Consider the following 16,724-nt stretch of genomic DNA (forward strand, 5'->3'; position numbering starts at 1 on the left):
ATTATAATATCCGTTAAAATTTCTTTCATTTTCATCAAATACCTACTGGACTTTTTCCTTACTCTTCTCTGTTTGATTCTACTTTCTGCACCCACTCTTTTTGCATAGCCGCAGTAAAAAAACATTGAAGCAATTTCATGGAAAACGCTCCACATTCAGCATTTACAATCATCCTTACCGCCTCGGCATGTTTCAGTTTTCGTTTATATGGTCGCTCACTGACCAAAGCATCATAGGCATCCACCAAACCGACCACCTGAGCACAAAGCGGAATCTGATCTCCCTTTAAACCGTCCGGATATCCAGAGCCATCAAATCTCTCATGGTGATGTCGGCAGATTTCATAGCTGTACTTATTCAATTTCTCTGTTGTCATACCATTCGGAAATCTCAATGTCATCTCTGCACCGGTAATTGGATGCTGCTTCACGACTTCCATCTCGTCTATCGTTAATTTCCCATTTTTATTCAATATTTCTATCGGTACCCGGATTTTACCAATATCATGGATTGGTGCCAGGTGTGATACATTTTCAATCTCTTCTTCGGTAATTCCATATTCCGGATAATTTTTCTGCAGTTGGCGATAAACCTGCTCCGTATAAAAACTAATATCATCCTGATGTTCCTTTTCCACCAGATTATTGTGATTCAATACCGCAACAAGCAAAGAAACCATATCCCAATACTGTTTCGTGATATTCTTTTCTTTCTTCCGCAATTCCTGTTCCATATTAACAATCGTATCTGGAATGACCTTCGCATTATGTAATGTGAGAATGGCAATATTCTCCGTCTCATCTACATATCTTTTTGCTTCCATCCAAATATAAGAATCTGCTTCATTATCACATATTCTGCGGTAGGACATATCATCTTCCATACAGCCGTCTACTAAGTGTTCCGTAAGCTTTTCGCTTGTCAAAAATCGTCTTAACTTCTGGCGATCCTGTTCATATACATATTGTTCTGTGTACTTCCTTATAAACTCATCATAGGTAGCTGAATCACTTACTTTATCATAGACTTCATGTACGTGGGAATAAATACATTCATATGTTTGATCCTTTAAATTCAATTTTATAACTACATAAAAACGTCCAAAATATTCATCTTTGCCCGGTTGAATAATATCTGATATTTTCACATTTTCCAGCCTGTTATTATAAGTGTTCTGCAGATCCAGTAACACCTTATGTACCTTGCAGCAATCTGAATAATTTCTGGAACAGTATCCGTCCTTCTCCAGACATCTGCTAATTGCCATTGTTGACTCTGTACAGTTAATAACGTCCATAAGAGAAATTTCTTCCGGTCGTTTTTCCAGCATATAGCCTCCATTCGATCCCTCTGCCGCTTTAACAATTTCTTTTTCTTTTAATTGCTTTGTTATTTTAGGAATGTAACTTGCCGGAATATTTAATTCACGAGATAGTTCTGCTGTAGTTATTACCTTATTTTCTGATGCTAGATAACATACGATTCTAATGGCATAATCCGTTGTATTTGTAAGCTGCATAATGTCACCCTCTCTATCCGTCCCCAATAATGATTTTTATCCTGAACATTTTTCTTGTTTCTTTCATTGTAAAAAGGAAGAATCATACTTTCAGGTTCTTCACTTCACAAGCACAATTCTTCCTTTTTGCCTTAATGATATTTTCTTTTTACTTTTCTGAAAAATACCATGCTTCCAATGCCAATCAGTAAAACCACAATCAGCATCATAATCCAGCTATTATTCTGAATATTTCTTCCGGTTACGGGCGGTGCCACGGTTGATGTATTTGTAAATTGGATATCTTCCGTTCCTGTTGCTGCCATTGTAAATGATGCTGCTTCTCCAACGGTTTTCGATCCACCATTTATCGAGTATGACACCTCGAAGTTTGTTCCCGGTGCTGTCTCCGTAACGGTATATGTCCATCCTGTCGGTAAGCAACTGATATCTACAGATTCATCTTTTTTCAATGTAAAGGCTGCCTGATTATTTGTGAAAGTCAGTTTTTCTGCTGTTCCATTTCCTTTTTCAATAACAGCTGAAAGATATCTTCTCCCAGTGTCGTTTCCTGTCTGGGAAGCTGTTTCTCATTATTCTGTTCTTTCTCAACCTGTTTCTTTTTCATGATTCATTCCTGCTTCATATCAACTTAGATAATCAAGGTATTCTTTTATGTACTGGTTAAAGTATAGCACTTGTTTTTTGCAAAAATAATACAGAAAATAGGAAGATATTTTCACGTTTTACTACAAAAAGTTTGTAGTTATCGATTCTTTGCACAAAAAAAGAAACCATACCGTGAAGATATAGTTTCTCCTGAAATTACAGTGTTTCTGCCATTTTAAAAAGAACAATTCCATTTCTGACAGCTAGCATTTCTGCCGAGTTTTTAAAATCAATTCCTGAAATATCTTTAATTTTTTTCAACCTGGAAGAAAGTGTACGATAATTCACATACAGTTTTTCCGCCGCCTTATTCGCACTCTTATCACAGTCCAGATACGCCTGCAACGTTTCAATCAGTTCTCCATCATGTTCTTTATCATACCAATATAATTTCACAAGTGACTCTGGCACATATTCCATCAGTTCATCACGATTTTTGATTTTTTCAAAAATCTGGAAAAAACCGAGCTTAGAAAAATCGGCTACCGATATATTCTTATCACCATAGAGATATCTGAGCATATCCATATAGTCTATGATTTTCTTTGAATCCTTAAAAGATTTTTTCAAATCTCCATATCCATTAACAATACTTCCAATGCCAATCTGAAAATCCGTTGTCTTATTTCTGTGAAAAATCTGCTTCTGTACTGTCTGATATAATTTTTCCATTTCTTCCCGGAACCCTGCTTGTGTTTCCCCAGGCTTAATTTCATGAATACACACAATCTGATTCAGATTCCGGTAAATATGTTCATCCGGAAGTAATCTCTGAATCTCGCCTTCTATCACTCCGATTTCTTCTAATTCTTCTTTTGTATAATAATCTTCGCTATTGCTTGAAATCGTATGAAAACTTACCACACAATATTGAGCTGTATCTTTCAACTTTAGCATTCTTGCAGCTTTACTCAATTCATCGCCCGTTAATAAACCATTAAGCAAGCTATATCCAATATCTCGTTGATATTTTTTTTCTATCTGATTTTGAGCATATGTTCCCATAAAACTATACTGTAAAGTAAAAACAGCATTTTCCAATGCCATATAGTCCAGTATTGTTAATGGCATATTCACTTCCGTGACTACCAAATAAACTTCTACCCGGCCTAACACATGTATTTTTGTAATATATTGCGTATGCTCTTTTCTCTGTTTTTTGTATTCAAATCTGGTAACAATATCCGGTTTATATTTCTCAACATTTTTCTCAAATACAAAATCAGACAGATCCTGCGTTGTGGACGCACAGCAAGTTAAGTTACTATCTATAAATGAGCAAGTTCGTGATTTTGCATAAAAGAAAGACACCTCGATTCCATGTGTTGTATAATGAAAGTGCCAAAACAAACATTTGCAACATTTACGAAAGAAGGTGTCTCTCGCAAATACTATACATCATTCCTCATTCATATACAACCAGTTTAAAAAATTAAACTTATGCAAATTTTATTCGAACCGAGTAATAAACCATCTTATGAGTATCCTAATCAGTATTTTCATTTCAGGATATCATGGAAAAACTACGGACTTTGCTAAAAACAGTTCCTGCCACAGAACGACGATTGCCCATTTTCTCAATTCCGGAAAATGGGATGATTCATTACTTTCAGATACGTTAAAATGCTCTGTCATTGAGATTATTTATTCAGAAGCAGCACGCACCGGAAAGCCTGTTTTCCGCATTGTGGACGATACGATTGCTTCAAAGACAAAGCCTTCGTCACGGGCTTTACATCCGATTGAAGATGCGTATTTTCACCAATCCCATTTAAAGGGAAAACAGGACTACGGGCATCAGGCAGTTGCTGTTATGCTTTCCTGCAATGGCATTGTTCTGAACTATGCTTTTGTAATGTACAATAAGTCAATTTCCAAGATTGACATTGTACAAAGCATTGCAAAGGAGCTGCCTGTTCCACCGGTAATGTCCTATTTTCTTTGCGACTGCTGGTATGTTTCTGAAAAGATAATCAATACCTTTGCACAGAGAGGATTCCATACCATCGGTGCTTTGAAAACAAACCGTTTGCTGTATCCATCGGGAATGAAAAAGAAACTTCGTGAACTGGCCGCCGAATTGTCTGTTACACATCGTGAATTTGACCTTGTGACAGTCAAAAAACGAAACTATTATGTGTACCGGTACGAGGGAAACCTCAACGGCATAGAAAATGCGGTAGTTCTTTTGAGTTATCCGGAAAAAGCATTTGGTAATCCCAAAGCATTGCGTGCTTTCATCAGTACAAACGCAGCCCTATCTACACAGGAGATTCTTTCCTGGTATGTGTGTCGATGGCCGATTGAAGTATTTTTCCGCCAGTGTAAGGATAAACTGGCACTGGACAGCTATCAGATACGCTCTGCACAGGGAATCAAAAGGTACTGGCTGCTTATGTCACTGGCACATTTCATGTGTGCAGTGGGTACTGGTAGGTTCTGTTCGTTTGAAACTGGATATCACGAAATCTGTGATACCATTCAGCTGGAAAAGTATCGTTATCTTTTTCAATGCGCAAAGGAAAGCAATGATTTTGATTCATTTATGAAATTCGCAGTGTAGTTTTGTGCAATTTTTCAAATTTGCTCATTTATAGTTACTATAATATAACGCTACCGGATTGCCAATCATGGAAGACAATAGAAACAAAATATTTTTAGTTGGATCTTCAAAATTCTCTCCATCCAATAACATGTTAGAAATATTGTCGTGTGTCAATTTGAAATAAATCAACCGTGCGATATTTTCATCATAGATCTGCAGAATAACATATTTTATAATACCCCAATAATACTCATCTTCCGAAATTTCTATCACTGGAATATTACGTTCCGAACAAAACTTTAATAAAATATCATAATAATTGACTTTCTGTACCATGTCCGGATGCTGCTTTATAATAAATCCACTGACCTGTTTCTTCTCCAGTTCATTCAAATGTTTCCGAAACTCTCTCTCCGTTTCTCCGAAATACACTTTCATATTTGTAAGAAGAAGCTCTCCTCCAGTCAGATATCTTTCCATATCTTCTATTTCGATAATTCGTATACCTTTAATTTCCTGATTCAGATTTTCTTTACATATCACTAATCTCATATCAGGAAATTGTTTCGATTCTAATAATTGTTTTACCGTATAAGCCATTCAGCACCTCGTCAAATTCGTCTTTTGTTGTCTACATTGGTTGTACCAGCATCTGATGTTGTGTTTTCAAAAGTGGCATAAGTAAACAGTATAATTATACCCTCCCCCGAAATTTTCTGTCAATTTCTTCATGCGTATAAAATGCATATTTTATATAGATTCAAATAAAAAAGATAGCTCGCATCTTTGTCGAACTGTCCATTACTTCTTCAGGCTGCGGATAAAAGTCATAAAAATTTCTCTTTCCTTCTCATCCAAGCCATCCCAAATCTCAAGTATTTCTTTTTGCTCTTTTGTCAGATCCAATCTGCTTTCATCATCTGAAAAAAATTGTGCGATTGTAATTTCAAATGCATCACATATTTTTTCCAGATTAGCCATCGTCGGCATACTCTTCTGATTCAGCATATTTCCCAGAGCCGTCTGCGTTATTCCTGTAAGCTGAGCTAACCTATATTTTGTATATCCTCGCTTCCGGCATAGTTCCGCAATTCTTAACGGAATATACTCTTCCACACACAAGTATATACACCTCTCTTCTAGTCTATGATACCAATATTGTACCTGTTGACCAGAAGATTTATTAGACATTTATTTATTGATTATATACTCTTGTACACAAGACTATTTAAGTAAAAAAATATAGCTAGTATAACGAATATTAAATAATTGCTATATTAAATTGATACTGCTTCCTCTTCACTGATTTCATCCATTTTATACTTCCAGTGATAAACCACGGGTTCACGGTTCACTTCGTCAAAGTACTTGTAAATTCGTTCTTCCAACTCCTGTTTGGTATTGACACGAATTCCTCGAAGCATCTGTCTGGTCATCTTGCTGAAGAAGCTTTCAATCATGTTTAACCATGAGCCTTGTTTTGGTGTAAACACAAATTTAAAACGTCCCTTTGGCATAGTATCCAGAAAGCGCCGTGTTTCTTTGGAAGTATGTGCAGAATGATTATCCAGGATGATCCGAATGGTATCCTGTGATGGATATTTTTTGTCCAGTATCTTTAAAAACTCAATAAAATCAGAACTCTTATGGGTCTCACTTACTAACGGAATTGCTTCTCCAGTGAGTAAATCAATGCCAGCCAGTAAAGAGAGCGTTCCCAGACGTTTGTATTCTGCATCACGATATACTTCCCCATGTTCTGATGTCGGGCGTAAATCCGGTACCGTATTGGAGATTGCCTGAATGCCCGGCTTCTCATCATACGATACCGTAATCGTCAGTTTATAATCGTCCGGAACAATGAGATCACCATTTTCATCAAACTGCATTTCAATCTGCTTATAAACCAACAGAACCTCATGCATTTTTGATTCAAAATCAGGATCCCGTTTTTCACAGTAATATTTGATTTTAAAGGGTTTCATATCCTGTTCCTTAAGAAATTTCTGGATATACGGTTTGGTAACGGTTGAAAGCCTTGGATATCCCGCTTCTTCTGCATGTTTCTGAATGTATTTGTGGAGAGAGGTCAACGTCCACAATTCCTGTGCATAACCGAGTTCTGTCGGTCTCTGACACGCAATATGAATCATCCATGCTTTTGCATCATCAGTGATTTCCGATGGACGTCCAGGACGCTGAACATCAAACAGTGCAGCATCTAAACCGCCTTTCTGAAACTTCGAAATACAAAGGCGTACCGTTGCAGTACTAATGGCAAGTTTATCAGCAATTTGCTGGAATGTCATTCCATCGGCTTTATATAAAAGGATTCTGGCACGGTCCACAACTTGTGCCTGAATGGTTCTCTTTTTCGATAATGCTTTAAGGTAATCTCTGTCTTCATCTGACAGAGGAAGATATGTTTTTCTCATAGTGTTCATCCTTTCTTAGATAACACTATTTTACCATACATTATCCTCAAAATATATAGTAGAAATTTAATTTATTCTATACTAGAAAAGTCTGACCATCAATGTGGTTTTTCAGAATACATAGAAAGAACTATCGAAGCACACAAGCAGAAATATCGTCTGTTTGCGTGCTTTTTTAGTTGGAAGAAAAAGTTTTTAAATTTTTCTTCTCAAAACGCAACTGCACCCCCTGTCCTGTCGGGACTAAGAGCGAAAAGGGGGAAAGAAGCAGAGATTCCTATCAACTCGCTCCCTTTCAAGGCTGGAAAGGGGGTGAGCAATGATGAAGCCATCTGAATTTCAGACAACCATAAAGAACCAGTTTGATTACATCTGTAAAGTCGCTATGGAGGATGAACGCAAAGACTATCTCAAAGCGTTGTCCAGACAGTGTAAACGGGAAACCCTGTTCTGTGATATGGACGATTACACCGTCAATCTGTTTTCTTCCGAAGACACCTATCTATCCCACTTCCATACTTTTGAAATGGATGGATTTACTGTCCGCATTGAAAACAACCTGTTAGCAGAAGCATTAGAAAATCTGGATGGAAAGAAACGTGACGTTATCCTGAGATATTATTTTCTTGGATTTGACGATACGGAGATTTCAAAAATTCTGGAAGTCAACCGTTCTACCATACAGAGAAGAAGACACGCTGGACTGGAATTTATCAAAAAATTTATGGAGGAAGAAGCATGACAGCAAAGCACCCTATTAAGAAAGCAGAAAACGGAACTTATTATTTTAGAGCAAACTTAGGTTTTCATCCGATTACCGGAAAACAGATTCAGAAATACAAAAGCGGATTCAAGACAAAAAAGGAAGCTAGAGAAGCATATTCAAAGCTTATGCTGACATCCACAGAGGAATTAACGGAAAAGAAACAGCAGCTATCCTTTCAACAGTTCATTGAAGAAACTTACCTGCCTTGGTATAAAACACAGGTAAAGGAAAGTACCTATCTGAACCGCCGTTCTACCATTCAGAAGCATTTTTCATACTTTTACAAAATGACGGTGGATGAGATAGAACCCATTAACGTCCAGAACTGGCAGCTTGAACTCGCAAAAGAATTTAGTCCAAACTATATCCGTATTGTACAGGGTATGCTCTCCATTGCCTTTGACAGAGCAGTTGTTCTCGGTCTTGCAAAGAAAAATCCGTCACGAATGATAGGAAACATCAAGAGCAAGAAAACAAAAGTGGATTTTTGGACACTGGATGAATTTCAAAAGGTAATTTCCCTGCTCTACAAGGGCGATTATTACGAACATTACCTTTTCATCTCATACTGGCTCCTGTTTATGACCGGAATGAGAATCGGAGAAGCCGCAGCCCTGCAATGGTCGGACATCAACTTTGAAACCGGACTTTTAAGTATAACGAAAACGCTGTACTATAAAACAATGGATGAATACAAATTTGTGGAACCAAAGACACAAGCCAGTATTCGCACTATCTATATTGACACAGATACCATTAAAGAATTAAAAGCATGGCAGGAAGTACAGCAAAAGGTTTTAAAGGGCTGCGACCTTGTACTAAGCTATAATGGGATTCCCACCAGTAAGCACACCCTCCCACGGGCATTAGAAAAGCTTGCTGGATTGGCAGGCGTACACCGTATCAAAATTCATGCACTCAGACATTCCCATGCTTCCCTGCTCATCAGTATGGGAGAAAATCCTTTATTGATTAAAGAACGTCTGGGGCATGAAAAGATACAGACCACGTCAGGAACCTATGGACATTTATATCCCAACACCAACGTGGAAGTTGCCAAAAAATTAACTGGCGTTCTCACTTATACTCCGGCAACAACCAGTGTTGCCGATTACACCAGCAATCAGCATACAGCAATCTATCACAGAACAGTTGAATAAAAAATGCAATCAAAATGCAATTCTAAAAGGAAAGAGCCTCAAAACCCTTGAAAATAAAGGCTTTGAAGCTCTGCTCCAACTATTCAAACTCCAGACAGACAGTAAGCAATATAAACCAAAATCATTGATTTTTCGGGGTTTTCTGGCTCTGTGAAACAAACTAAAAAGATAAAATGAAATATAAAAATGCAATAAAAATGCAATGAAGTCTAACGGTGCATGTTCGCTGACTTCATCATAATACCTAAGCGAAAAGCACTGATTGGGGGAACTTAGTATTTACTGGGTTACCCCTTTCATTTTGAAAGGAGATCATTATGGATTATCAATTAGAATTAAAACAAATTGTGGATTTTCCACGCTGCCGAATTTACCGGGAATTTATACAGACACTTATGAAAGACAGAAGCATCCGTACCAACGGAGGTTCCTGTCTTTTTTATTTTCTCATTTTATGTTCTTATGCAAATTACAGTTCTTCTTATCGGAACATCGAACACCTTACTTACAAAGTTGTTCCTGGTGAATGGATCTGCACTCTTAAAGAACTTCAGACTCACTTTCGCCAAAAATTCCAGCACCAGGTCATATCCATACTGGATACCCTGGTTGAACAAAACCTTTTAACCTACTCACTGCACGAAAAAAATAAGATTATCCAATACAAGATAAAAGACTGGCCAAAAGACAATACTGCCCTTTCCTATAATTATCCGTGTAAAAAAGACATCGGTTTTTTCTTTTTTCCAATCGCAGATGTACATAAACTAATCGGACTAGGAAAATGTTCGGAAATGGATGCTCTTTTGGATCTTTGGATTCATGCAGTCTATAATGATTCATCTGTACAAGGCTCTGATGCCGGTCCGGTAGTATATTTTCGCAATCAGACTGGAAATCCCTTGTTCAGCTATCAGGAACTTGCAAGACGTTGGAAACAGTCGAAATCTTCTGTATCCCGTCTGCTAAAAAAACTTGAAGATACCGACATGATCACACTGATTTCCTATTCCGGGAAACATGGCAGCATGGTATATCTGCGTAATTATCTATCTGTTATGTTTAATATCAGCGATGTCATGATTGATAAGGAGGAAATTGCCATGAAAATGCAACTGCCAATACATATAACCGAAGACACCTTGCCTGTCAAAAACAATTCTGAATGCGTTTCAGAATCTATTACTGACGAGCAAATCATCGTTTCACAGGAAGGCTCCTGCGTTCCAGAATCACACATTAAAACCATTGTTCGCAAAGTCGCTGAAATACTGGAAATACAAGGCATTTCTTGCTGTAGATGCCCTAAAACGAAGTATATATTATCTCCATTATCAGCCTGCAAGGATAGTATATATCTATATTCACTACGTATTATCTGCCCCTGGGGAAACGCTGCTTATCAATTTGAATTAAAATTAAAACCTGAAACTCGCAATGTGCCCAAGGTTCCTGCCCATACTCCGCCCTTACGACATACCTCTCCCGATTTTTCAGAAATTCCAGAAGCTTTATTGAGAGGAGGCGATGTATAATGGCAAAGAAAAATTACCATCCTGTTTCCGCTGAAGTGGAAAATAATCCTTTGTACCATGATACCTATAAGCTACTCCGGTGCTACCGGGACTCTACTTACAGTCTGATGGTTGCTGTCCGGCAAGTAGAAATTCAGTTCCAACTGGAATACAACACCAGCGTAGACGAATTCCTGGATTCTATCTATGCTGCAGGAGCAGATCTGGGAGACAGCCAGATTGAAGAATGGGCAAAAAGCATTGCCCGCAGCAACAAAATGATAAAGCTACTTCTTTCTTCCGTGGATTTACTCCGGAGAAATCACAAACATGGAGAAGAATATTACTGGATTTTATATTATGCCTTTCTCTCTCCACATGAACTGAAAAACACAGAGGAAATCCTGGAAGAACTCGAAAAGCACGTTCCCAGCATTTCCTACCGAACTTATTACCGGAAAAGGCAGGCTGCTATTAGCGCTCTTAGCAGCATACTATGGGGATTTTCTGCAAAAGGGACACTGGAAACTTTGAATAAGTTTTTCCCGAATTGAATTTTTATATTTTCACATAAGCACTCATAAACAAATGTGTACCTATGTGAAAATTCCCAGCACTAGAAAATTTCCATACAATTCTCTCCCTAAAACACAATTCAAATCAAAAAATATTTTTCATTGCTATAACTATATACATTTGTTATAATTTGTGAGAAAACAACTGTTTGTAAAATGAAAGAAATAATCCCATCTGCATTACTAACTATGAACAAATTAAACTTAGAAAGGATTGAACAAAAAAGACTTATGACAATAAAAAATGTAGTCGAACCGTTAATAACTATGATTAAATTTTTATGGCAATGGAAACCCGCAAGATTTACATCCTTATTTATGCTCATTATGTTACTTGTTACTCCCCTATTTACATATCCTACTGGCTATATATTTATTTTTATATTACAGATGATTGCATTTATTATCTGTATTCCAACTACAGCAGCTATTTCAAGTTTGGAAAAAGGAAAACATCTTTTAACCAAAAATTTTTGTTTTTCTATTTTATGGTTTGCTGCTAGTGTTGTGCTTATAGAAGCTAATACCTTTAACTCCTGTAATTTTGATTTTATTAAATTCATACAGTATTATACATCATTTCTATTCATCTTTGCGGCTTGTCTCATACCTGATTCTTTCTCTACTTATGATCCGCAAACCAAAAAGAATCAGAAAGAATTTGAAGAAATGAAAGAAAAAATATCAACTCTTGAGAAAGAAGTATTCAAACTAAAAAAAGCTTGATAAAACAAAAAGTAATTGAAAAGGATACCAATTGAGTATCCTTTTGTTTTTATACTTTCGCTTTAATATTCCAGAATATTTTTTTTATATCCCGGTATATATTGACATTCATCCGCAAGCGTACTATGATATTTATGTTCCGGAATATATTTTTTACATTCACCATTTTACTTTTCTCAAACCAGAAAGGAGTACAAATGAACCAAATATTACAAATTAATTTAGCATCACCCCAAAGTACGGCCTATCAAAATTTCAAAGAAATAAGAGAAGCTGTATATAACGCATCTCTTAGACTCTACAGCAAACATGGCGTTCAAATTAAGGATGTTCAGACTGTTGGAGAGCAAGTAATCATGCATGTTATGATTCCCGATGAAATAGCTTCGAACTTTCAACTAGGATATCATCTTAGAGGAGTTAGTGCATATCTTATGAAACACTATAAAGAAAAATATTCAAAATTGCTTGTTGCAAAAAAATTACTAACATACACCGTAATTCCTATGCAGACATATACTAATGAAACAGAATTGACAATGAATGAACGTTTTTCTGCAGGCATCCATTTTTTAGAATTACTAAAAAATACTGATGAAACTTCTATGGCTAAAATAAGAAGAATCTTGAAGATTTTACAGGAGGATTAACATTATGGGTACTTACCACTACCACTATAAATTGATTGCTACACCTGCCAATCCATCTATCCATATTGCAAATTACGCAAAATACTTTAATAAAATTAAGCAAGACTTTAACAGTCGAACGGTTACAAATCCAAAGAAACTTAAAGGCATAAAACTATCGAAGTCTATGAATAATACAATTGAACTAGATCTTTGGTGTAAAAACAAACTTTGCCCGGGTCGTGAACTTTTAGGAATAAGACGTGTTTCCGAAGCATTAGCTGACATTGATTCTAGATTTATTATTGGTAAATCCCATGTATTAGTATCGGCTTAATAATGAGTTGAAAGTGATAGGTGATTAACACTTCACCTATCATTTTCTAATAATTGAGCGTGTCGTCAATACCTACTCGTTAAAACAGCTTTTGTATTATTTCATACAGATTGGGGATTTCCTGTAAAACTTTTTTACCTACCAACTTACCTTTCCTCATTCTATTTCGAATCATTTTTTTCTTGTTCTTCAATATTTCTTAATTCTTTCTTCCTACTCCTTAACTTCTTTTTTACTTCAAACAAACCTACACAAGCAATAATCACAGTAATAACCCCCATTCCCATACCAGAAGTAATATCCTTAATTATATTTGTCGAAGAAGATAATGCTACTCCCAATAAAACGCCATATACCATGGCTACAAAAACATCAGAAAGAATTGATTTGAACCGATGTTCGTGAAATATTTCATTATACTTATTCTTCCATCCTTGTTTTACCTTTTGCAATTCTACTTTTCCATTTGTAGCATCATCTAATAATAACGTAAAAGGTACATAAGCTCCTATCAAAACACTAATTGTTATATTTGAAATTTCTAAAGCCAATGCCAAATGATCTCGATATGCAATAAAAAAGCCTGATATGCAAGCTCCTACATACGCCATAAAAATATACCTTTTTTTATTACCTATATATAAATCGTTATCTTTAAAACTGAAAGAAAAAAAGTAATCCATAACCCAGATTAATATAAGTAATAGTATTGAACATATTACAGCGCTAAATCTACACCTTATTTGTAGTGATAAATAAACATATACATACGAAGATACGAACATAAGTAATACATAAACGAGTTGCTGTACTGGACTTTTGATTTTATCCACAAATTTAAAAATCCAGTAGTTTTTCATATAAACACAATAAATAAAACCTATTGCAAGTATAATAGTAACAGCATAAGATATTATAAAAGCAACCTTCATACATTTCTCCTTTGTCACGTTTACTTAATACAATCTGTATCCTTTTTGCTTCAACTGGAGTATTTATAAAATATAATTTCTACTTTCAATAAAAATCAAAATAGAAAATACACTTCTTTCTCCAAATCTTTTCTACTCTATAACTTAATGGGCATTGCTACGTCAAAATACAGAGACGAATGACTTTTCATCGCCTGTCCGATAATGTGGAAATCACATTTTAGATATAATTTGTGTACCCTAAATTTTTATTTCTACGAGGATATTAGTAAATGCTGCTACGCACTGTAGATATGGCAAGGCCCCGACAAATATCTACATAGAAATGTATTAATGGTCAAGCACAAAATATGATTTTCGAATACCGGAACTCTGGTTTGACTACTATTCTCATTTATTTTACGCTTGAGATAAATAAAAATTAAAGTTTTCTCATTTATTCTCTCCTCTAACATATTTCATTTAGATTGTAACTGTGCATTGGCAATTTCATTAATGATTCTTCTCTATGTTCCGAAAACACAACTACTGCCCCTCTTAACGAAAATTCAATTAAAACTTCCTCTATAGTATGATTCCAAACATTTTCAAACATTTCATGCAAAATAATAATGTCTGCTTCTTGAAGAAACGCCACTAATATTTCTAAACAGTATCTCTTACTTCTATCCAATCCTCTAACCACTTCATCTTTACAATCGAACAACTCCCCTAATCTTAAAAACCCTTCAATCACATAATCTTTGTTTATAATTGAACCTACATTTCTATATATATATTGAAATACTGTAACATTATCCTCCGGCTTCACGTTTTTCAGTTCAATCTCTCTTATTCTTTTTGTTTTTCCATAACATTTTATAATGTCTGTTATCTTGCGCTCTTGTTTAATATTACAATTATAAAACCCAACTATGTCTTTCGAATTTATGCGGAACAACTTATCTTCTTTGTCATTTTTACTAATCTTTATTTCTATCATCTATTCCCTCAACTCCTATAATCAATGGCAATTCTGGCATCGTATATTTTAATAAAGCATATGCAATTCCTGACAAACCAGTCATAAAACCTGGATTGTATAATTCTGTTGGTAATACATTTTGATCATTAAGAAATTCCAGAATCTGTTCAAATCGAGAATCACAAATACTTCTTACCTGCTTATCATCAAAAATTTCTGCATATCTTTTTAAAATCAACAAATTTCCCATGTTTCCATGGCATAGGCAAAAACCTGCATGTAACCCATCTTCAATTAATTTATTTTTAGCAAGGCTTATGTCTTTAATAACTTGCTGAAACAATGCAGTTTCCCCTGAATTTTTTATGGCATTGTATAAGGTTAATCTGGATAGCAGGATACCCGCTGCTCCATGACACCACGCTATTGGCTGATCTCTATTCTGATCTTCCTCTGGAAATTTTCTTAAATCTGTCCAATTATTATTCTTTTCTGAGTATAAAGAATTTTCATATTCTACTAACCTAGAAAGTACTCTCAAATATTTCGCCTGTGGATATACCTCATATAATCTTGAAAACATTTCTATAAAGCCACTGTTTCCATGTGCAAAACCTGCCAATACTTCAGGAACCACCTCTGATTTCCAACCGACTTTCCCTTTATCAGTAACCATATCCTCAATTAATTGTTCTGCTATTTGTATAGCTTTTTGTAGATAAGTAGGCGTTCCTGTTTTTTTATACATATTAATTAGAACCAATACTATCCCGGAATTCCCCGAAATCAAATCGAACAGACAATCTTCTGAGATAATTGTTTCCATGCAGCTTAGCCATTTGTCAAAATATAACTTATACTTAGAATCATCATATATTTCATATAAAATATTTAATGCATATAGAATCGAACCCTCACCACAAAAAACTCCTGTGTTAAATTCTGCAATACTCTTTTTTCCGTCACTTATAGTATCTATATACCGCAATATACGATTATCTAACACATCACAAATTTCATGATATTTCTTATCTTGATATATCCTTTCGTACAAATGAAATACCAAATTAATCCCAACCGTGCCATCATATAATGTATTCGGTAGTGCCTGGATCATCCACTGATTTTCTTTTATTCCAAATAACTTTACACCAATCCAGTTAACATCTGTCCCATCTTCACTATAAATCGCATTTGTTCCTATTTTACATAGCAACTCTTTTGCCAATTCTTCTGCCGTTTTGAATATATTATTAGAAAGAGCCGGTTTTAACCTTTCATTCTTTATTTTCCTTGTTCCTGCATTCTCCATATTAAAAGTAATTTTTATATATTGAATCTGCTGTTCCAAATTTTTATAGGACAAGTACTGTATATTTTCCTCAATTTGCTGCAAAGCAGTCTTACTAAAGAAATTCTTTACTTCTCTACCATCCCAAGTATAAATGCTTTTTTTATTCCCACGAAAATAAAAATATGGTATATCACCGCTTAGTAGATCTTCAATCTCATGTTCAATAAGTAATTTACTATTTTCATTTTGTAAATTTCCGTTTATCAGAGAATAGAAAAATAAATTTCGTGCACCTCCATCCATCAATAATTCAGGATGATATGAACTACTCAACACAATTACATACTGCTGTGTATTTCTAATCAAATACCTTACCTCTAACTCACTATATTGTTGTATGATTTTCAATAGCGTTTCTGTATGTTCCATTGCTCCCAAGTATGCACTCTTAAACCCTTGGATAATTTTATCCGCAAATTCAGAAGGTTGGATAAACTTTCCTTTCAGCATTGCTAAATTATGATTTCTTTTCGATACTGGATAATCATAGACAACTCTCATATTTACAGATTTCGGATTAATAATAAATGGAATTTTTATCGGAAATTTTTGTCCCTCTTCTCCACTAATAGCACTCATATTAATTCCTGCATCTCCAGCATTATTCCAAGAATAAAAAG

General features: G+C 35.4%; 18 protein-coding genes. 8 read left to right on the plus strand and 10 right to left on the minus strand.

What is annotated here, in order from left to right:
• Positions 1–58: 58 nt before the first annotated feature.
• From FXV78_RS03885 to FXV78_RS03895, 4 genes are all read right to left on the minus strand, one after another.
• A complete protein-coding gene (locus tag FXV78_RS03885) occupies positions 59–1,519 on the minus strand; it encodes an Rrf2 family transcriptional regulator (protein WP_004842246.1) in 1,461 nt (486 codons plus the stop codon).
• 131 nt (positions 1,520–1,650) lie between these two features.
• Positions 1,651–1,971 (minus strand): LPXTG cell wall anchor domain-containing protein, encoded by a 321-nt coding sequence (locus tag FXV78_RS03890; RefSeq protein ID WP_004842245.1) that lies wholly within the window; start codon positions 1,969–1,971, stop codon positions 1,651–1,653.
• Between the two features lie 29 nt (positions 1,972–2,000).
• Positions 2,001–2,126 (minus strand): hypothetical protein, encoded by a 126-nt coding sequence (locus FXV78_RS18425; protein WP_004842243.1) that lies wholly within the window; start codon positions 2,124–2,126, stop codon positions 2,001–2,003.
• A gap of 197 nt (positions 2,127–2,323) precedes the next feature.
• Positions 2,324–3,238, minus strand: a complete 915-nt coding sequence (locus tag FXV78_RS03895) for a PucR family transcriptional regulator (protein ID WP_233447347.1) — start codon at positions 3,236–3,238, stop codon at positions 2,324–2,326.
• A gap of 406 nt (positions 3,239–3,644) precedes the next feature.
• On the opposite strand from FXV78_RS03895, the gene FXV78_RS03900 reads away from it, so the two are divergent.
• Positions 3,645–4,730: an IS701 family transposase gene (locus tag FXV78_RS03900; protein ID WP_004842240.1), complete on the plus strand. Its 1,086-nt coding sequence runs from the start codon at positions 3,645–3,647 to the stop codon at positions 4,728–4,730.
• A gap of 24 nt (positions 4,731–4,754) precedes the next feature.
• On the opposite strand, the gene FXV78_RS03905 is transcribed toward FXV78_RS03900, so the two are convergent.
• The 3 genes from FXV78_RS03905 to FXV78_RS03915 form a co-directional block, all read right to left on the minus strand.
• On the minus strand, positions 4,755–5,312 hold the full coding sequence (locus FXV78_RS03905) for a PucR family transcriptional regulator ligand-binding domain-containing protein (protein ID WP_004842238.1): 558 nt from the start codon (positions 5,310–5,312) through the stop codon (positions 4,755–4,757).
• 201 nt (positions 5,313–5,513) lie between these two features.
• Positions 5,514–5,828: a helix-turn-helix domain-containing protein gene (locus FXV78_RS03910; protein WP_233447348.1), complete on the minus strand. Its 315-nt coding sequence runs from the start codon at positions 5,826–5,828 to the stop codon at positions 5,514–5,516.
• 161 nt (positions 5,829–5,989) lie between these two features.
• Positions 5,990–7,147, minus strand: coding sequence for an IS630 family transposase (locus tag FXV78_RS03915; protein ID WP_039959586.1), 1,158 nt, complete (start codon positions 7,145–7,147; stop codon positions 5,990–5,992).
• A gap of 319 nt (positions 7,148–7,466) precedes the next feature.
• Here FXV78_RS03915 and FXV78_RS03920 point away from each other — a divergent pair, with 319 nt between their 5' ends.
• The 7 genes from FXV78_RS03920 to FXV78_RS03950 all read left to right on the plus strand — a co-directional run bounded on the left by FXV78_RS03920 (position 7,467) and on the right by FXV78_RS03950 (position 12,854).
• Positions 7,467–7,889 carry an RNA polymerase sigma factor gene (locus tag FXV78_RS03920; RefSeq protein ID WP_004842233.1) on the plus strand — a complete coding sequence of 141 codons (423 nt, stop codon included), beginning with the start codon at positions 7,467–7,469 and terminating at the stop codon, positions 7,887–7,889.
• Complete coding sequence (locus tag FXV78_RS03925; protein ID WP_004842232.1) at positions 7,886–9,073, plus strand: site-specific integrase; 1,188 nt, start codon at positions 7,886–7,888, stop codon at positions 9,071–9,073. Before FXV78_RS03920 ends, FXV78_RS03925 begins: the two co-directional genes overlap by 4 nt.
• Positions 9,074–9,390: 317 nt before the next feature.
• The gene (locus tag FXV78_RS03930) at positions 9,391–10,608 is read left to right on the plus strand and encodes a MarR family transcriptional regulator (RefSeq protein ID WP_004223591.1); all 1,218 of its coding nucleotides are present in this window, start codon (positions 9,391–9,393) and stop codon (positions 10,606–10,608) included.
• Positions 10,608–11,141 (plus strand): hypothetical protein, encoded by a 534-nt coding sequence (locus FXV78_RS03935; protein ID WP_004223594.1) that lies wholly within the window; start codon positions 10,608–10,610, stop codon positions 11,139–11,141. Before FXV78_RS03930 ends, FXV78_RS03935 begins: the two co-directional genes overlap by 1 nt.
• A gap of 177 nt (positions 11,142–11,318) precedes the next feature.
• Positions 11,319–11,888: a hypothetical protein gene (locus FXV78_RS03940; RefSeq protein ID WP_004223597.1), complete on the plus strand. Its 570-nt coding sequence runs from the start codon at positions 11,319–11,321 to the stop codon at positions 11,886–11,888.
• 197 nt (positions 11,889–12,085) lie between these two features.
• Positions 12,086–12,538, plus strand: coding sequence for a hypothetical protein (locus FXV78_RS03945; RefSeq protein WP_233447349.1), 453 nt, complete (start codon positions 12,086–12,088; stop codon positions 12,536–12,538).
• Between the two features lie 4 nt (positions 12,539–12,542).
• Positions 12,543–12,854: a hypothetical protein gene (locus tag FXV78_RS03950; RefSeq protein WP_004223602.1), complete on the plus strand. Its 312-nt coding sequence runs from the start codon at positions 12,543–12,545 to the stop codon at positions 12,852–12,854.
• Between the two features lie 161 nt (positions 12,855–13,015).
• Here FXV78_RS03950 and FXV78_RS03955 read toward each other — a convergent pair whose 3' ends face one another.
• The 3 genes from FXV78_RS03955 to lanM form a co-directional block, all read right to left on the minus strand.
• Positions 13,016–13,786: a hypothetical protein gene (locus FXV78_RS03955; RefSeq protein ID WP_004223606.1), complete on the minus strand. Its 771-nt coding sequence runs from the start codon at positions 13,784–13,786 to the stop codon at positions 13,016–13,018.
• Positions 13,787–14,234: 448 nt separating this feature from the next.
• Positions 14,235–14,768: a hypothetical protein gene (locus FXV78_RS03960; RefSeq protein ID WP_004223609.1), complete on the minus strand. Its 534-nt coding sequence runs from the start codon at positions 14,766–14,768 to the stop codon at positions 14,235–14,237.
• Positions 14,749–16,683, minus strand: coding sequence for a type 2 lanthipeptide synthetase LanM (lanM, locus tag FXV78_RS03965; protein WP_004842225.1), 1,935 nt, complete (start codon positions 16,681–16,683; stop codon positions 14,749–14,751). The genes FXV78_RS03960 and lanM overlap by 20 nt, the downstream gene beginning before the upstream one ends.
• Positions 16,684–16,724 lie beyond the last annotated feature (41 nt).

It is taken from the genome of Mediterraneibacter gnavus ATCC 29149 (assembly GCF_008121495.1).
GTDB classification, from domain to species: Bacteria; Bacillota; Clostridia; order Lachnospirales; family Lachnospiraceae; genus Mediterraneibacter; species Mediterraneibacter gnavus.

What these genes read in the sequence shown, in the direction of transcription:
- FXV78_RS03925 (WP_004842232.1), top strand. Translation starts at nt 7,886, where the DNA reads ATGACAGCAAAGCACCCTATTAAGAAAGCAGAAAACGGAACTTATTAT.
- FXV78_RS03905 (WP_004842238.1), bottom strand. Translation starts at nt 5,312, where the DNA reads ATGGCTTATACGGTAAAACAATTATTAGAATCGAAACAATTTCCTGAT.
- FXV78_RS03960 (WP_004223609.1), bottom strand. Translation starts at nt 14,768, where the DNA reads ATGATAGAAATAAAGATTAGTAAAAATGACAAAGAAGATAAGTTGTTC.
- lanM (WP_004842225.1), bottom strand. Translation starts at nt 16,683, where the DNA reads ATGAGTGCTATTAGTGGAGAAGAGGGACAAAAATTTCCGATAAAAATT.
- FXV78_RS03955 (WP_004223606.1), bottom strand. Translation starts at nt 13,786, where the DNA reads ATGAAGGTTGCTTTTATAATATCTTATGCTGTTACTATTATACTTGCA.
- FXV78_RS03940 (WP_004223597.1), top strand. Translation starts at nt 11,319, where the DNA reads ATGAAAGAAATAATCCCATCTGCATTACTAACTATGAACAAATTAAAC.
- FXV78_RS03930 (WP_004223591.1), top strand. Translation starts at nt 9,391, where the DNA reads ATGGATTATCAATTAGAATTAAAACAAATTGTGGATTTTCCACGCTGC.
- FXV78_RS18425 (WP_004842243.1), bottom strand. Translation starts at nt 2,126, where the DNA reads ATGAAAAAGAAACAGGTTGAGAAAGAACAGAATAATGAGAAACAGCTT.
- FXV78_RS03950 (WP_004223602.1), top strand. Translation starts at nt 12,543, where the DNA reads ATGGGTACTTACCACTACCACTATAAATTGATTGCTACACCTGCCAAT.
- FXV78_RS03885 (WP_004842246.1), bottom strand. Translation starts at nt 1,519, where the DNA reads ATGCAGCTTACAAATACAACGGATTATGCCATTAGAATCGTATGTTAT.
- FXV78_RS03895 (WP_233447347.1), bottom strand. Translation starts at nt 3,238, where the DNA reads ATGCCATTAACAATACTGGACTATATGGCATTGGAAAATGCTGTTTTT.
- FXV78_RS03915 (WP_039959586.1), bottom strand. Translation starts at nt 7,147, where the DNA reads ATGAGAAAAACATATCTTCCTCTGTCAGATGAAGACAGAGATTACCTT.
- FXV78_RS03945 (WP_233447349.1), top strand. Translation starts at nt 12,086, where the DNA reads ATGAACCAAATATTACAAATTAATTTAGCATCACCCCAAAGTACGGCC.
- FXV78_RS03920 (WP_004842233.1), top strand. Translation starts at nt 7,467, where the DNA reads ATGATGAAGCCATCTGAATTTCAGACAACCATAAAGAACCAGTTTGAT.
- FXV78_RS03900 (WP_004842240.1), top strand. Translation starts at nt 3,645, where the DNA reads ATGAGTATCCTAATCAGTATTTTCATTTCAGGATATCATGGAAAAACT.
- FXV78_RS03935 (WP_004223594.1), top strand. Translation starts at nt 10,608, where the DNA reads ATGGCAAAGAAAAATTACCATCCTGTTTCCGCTGAAGTGGAAAATAAT.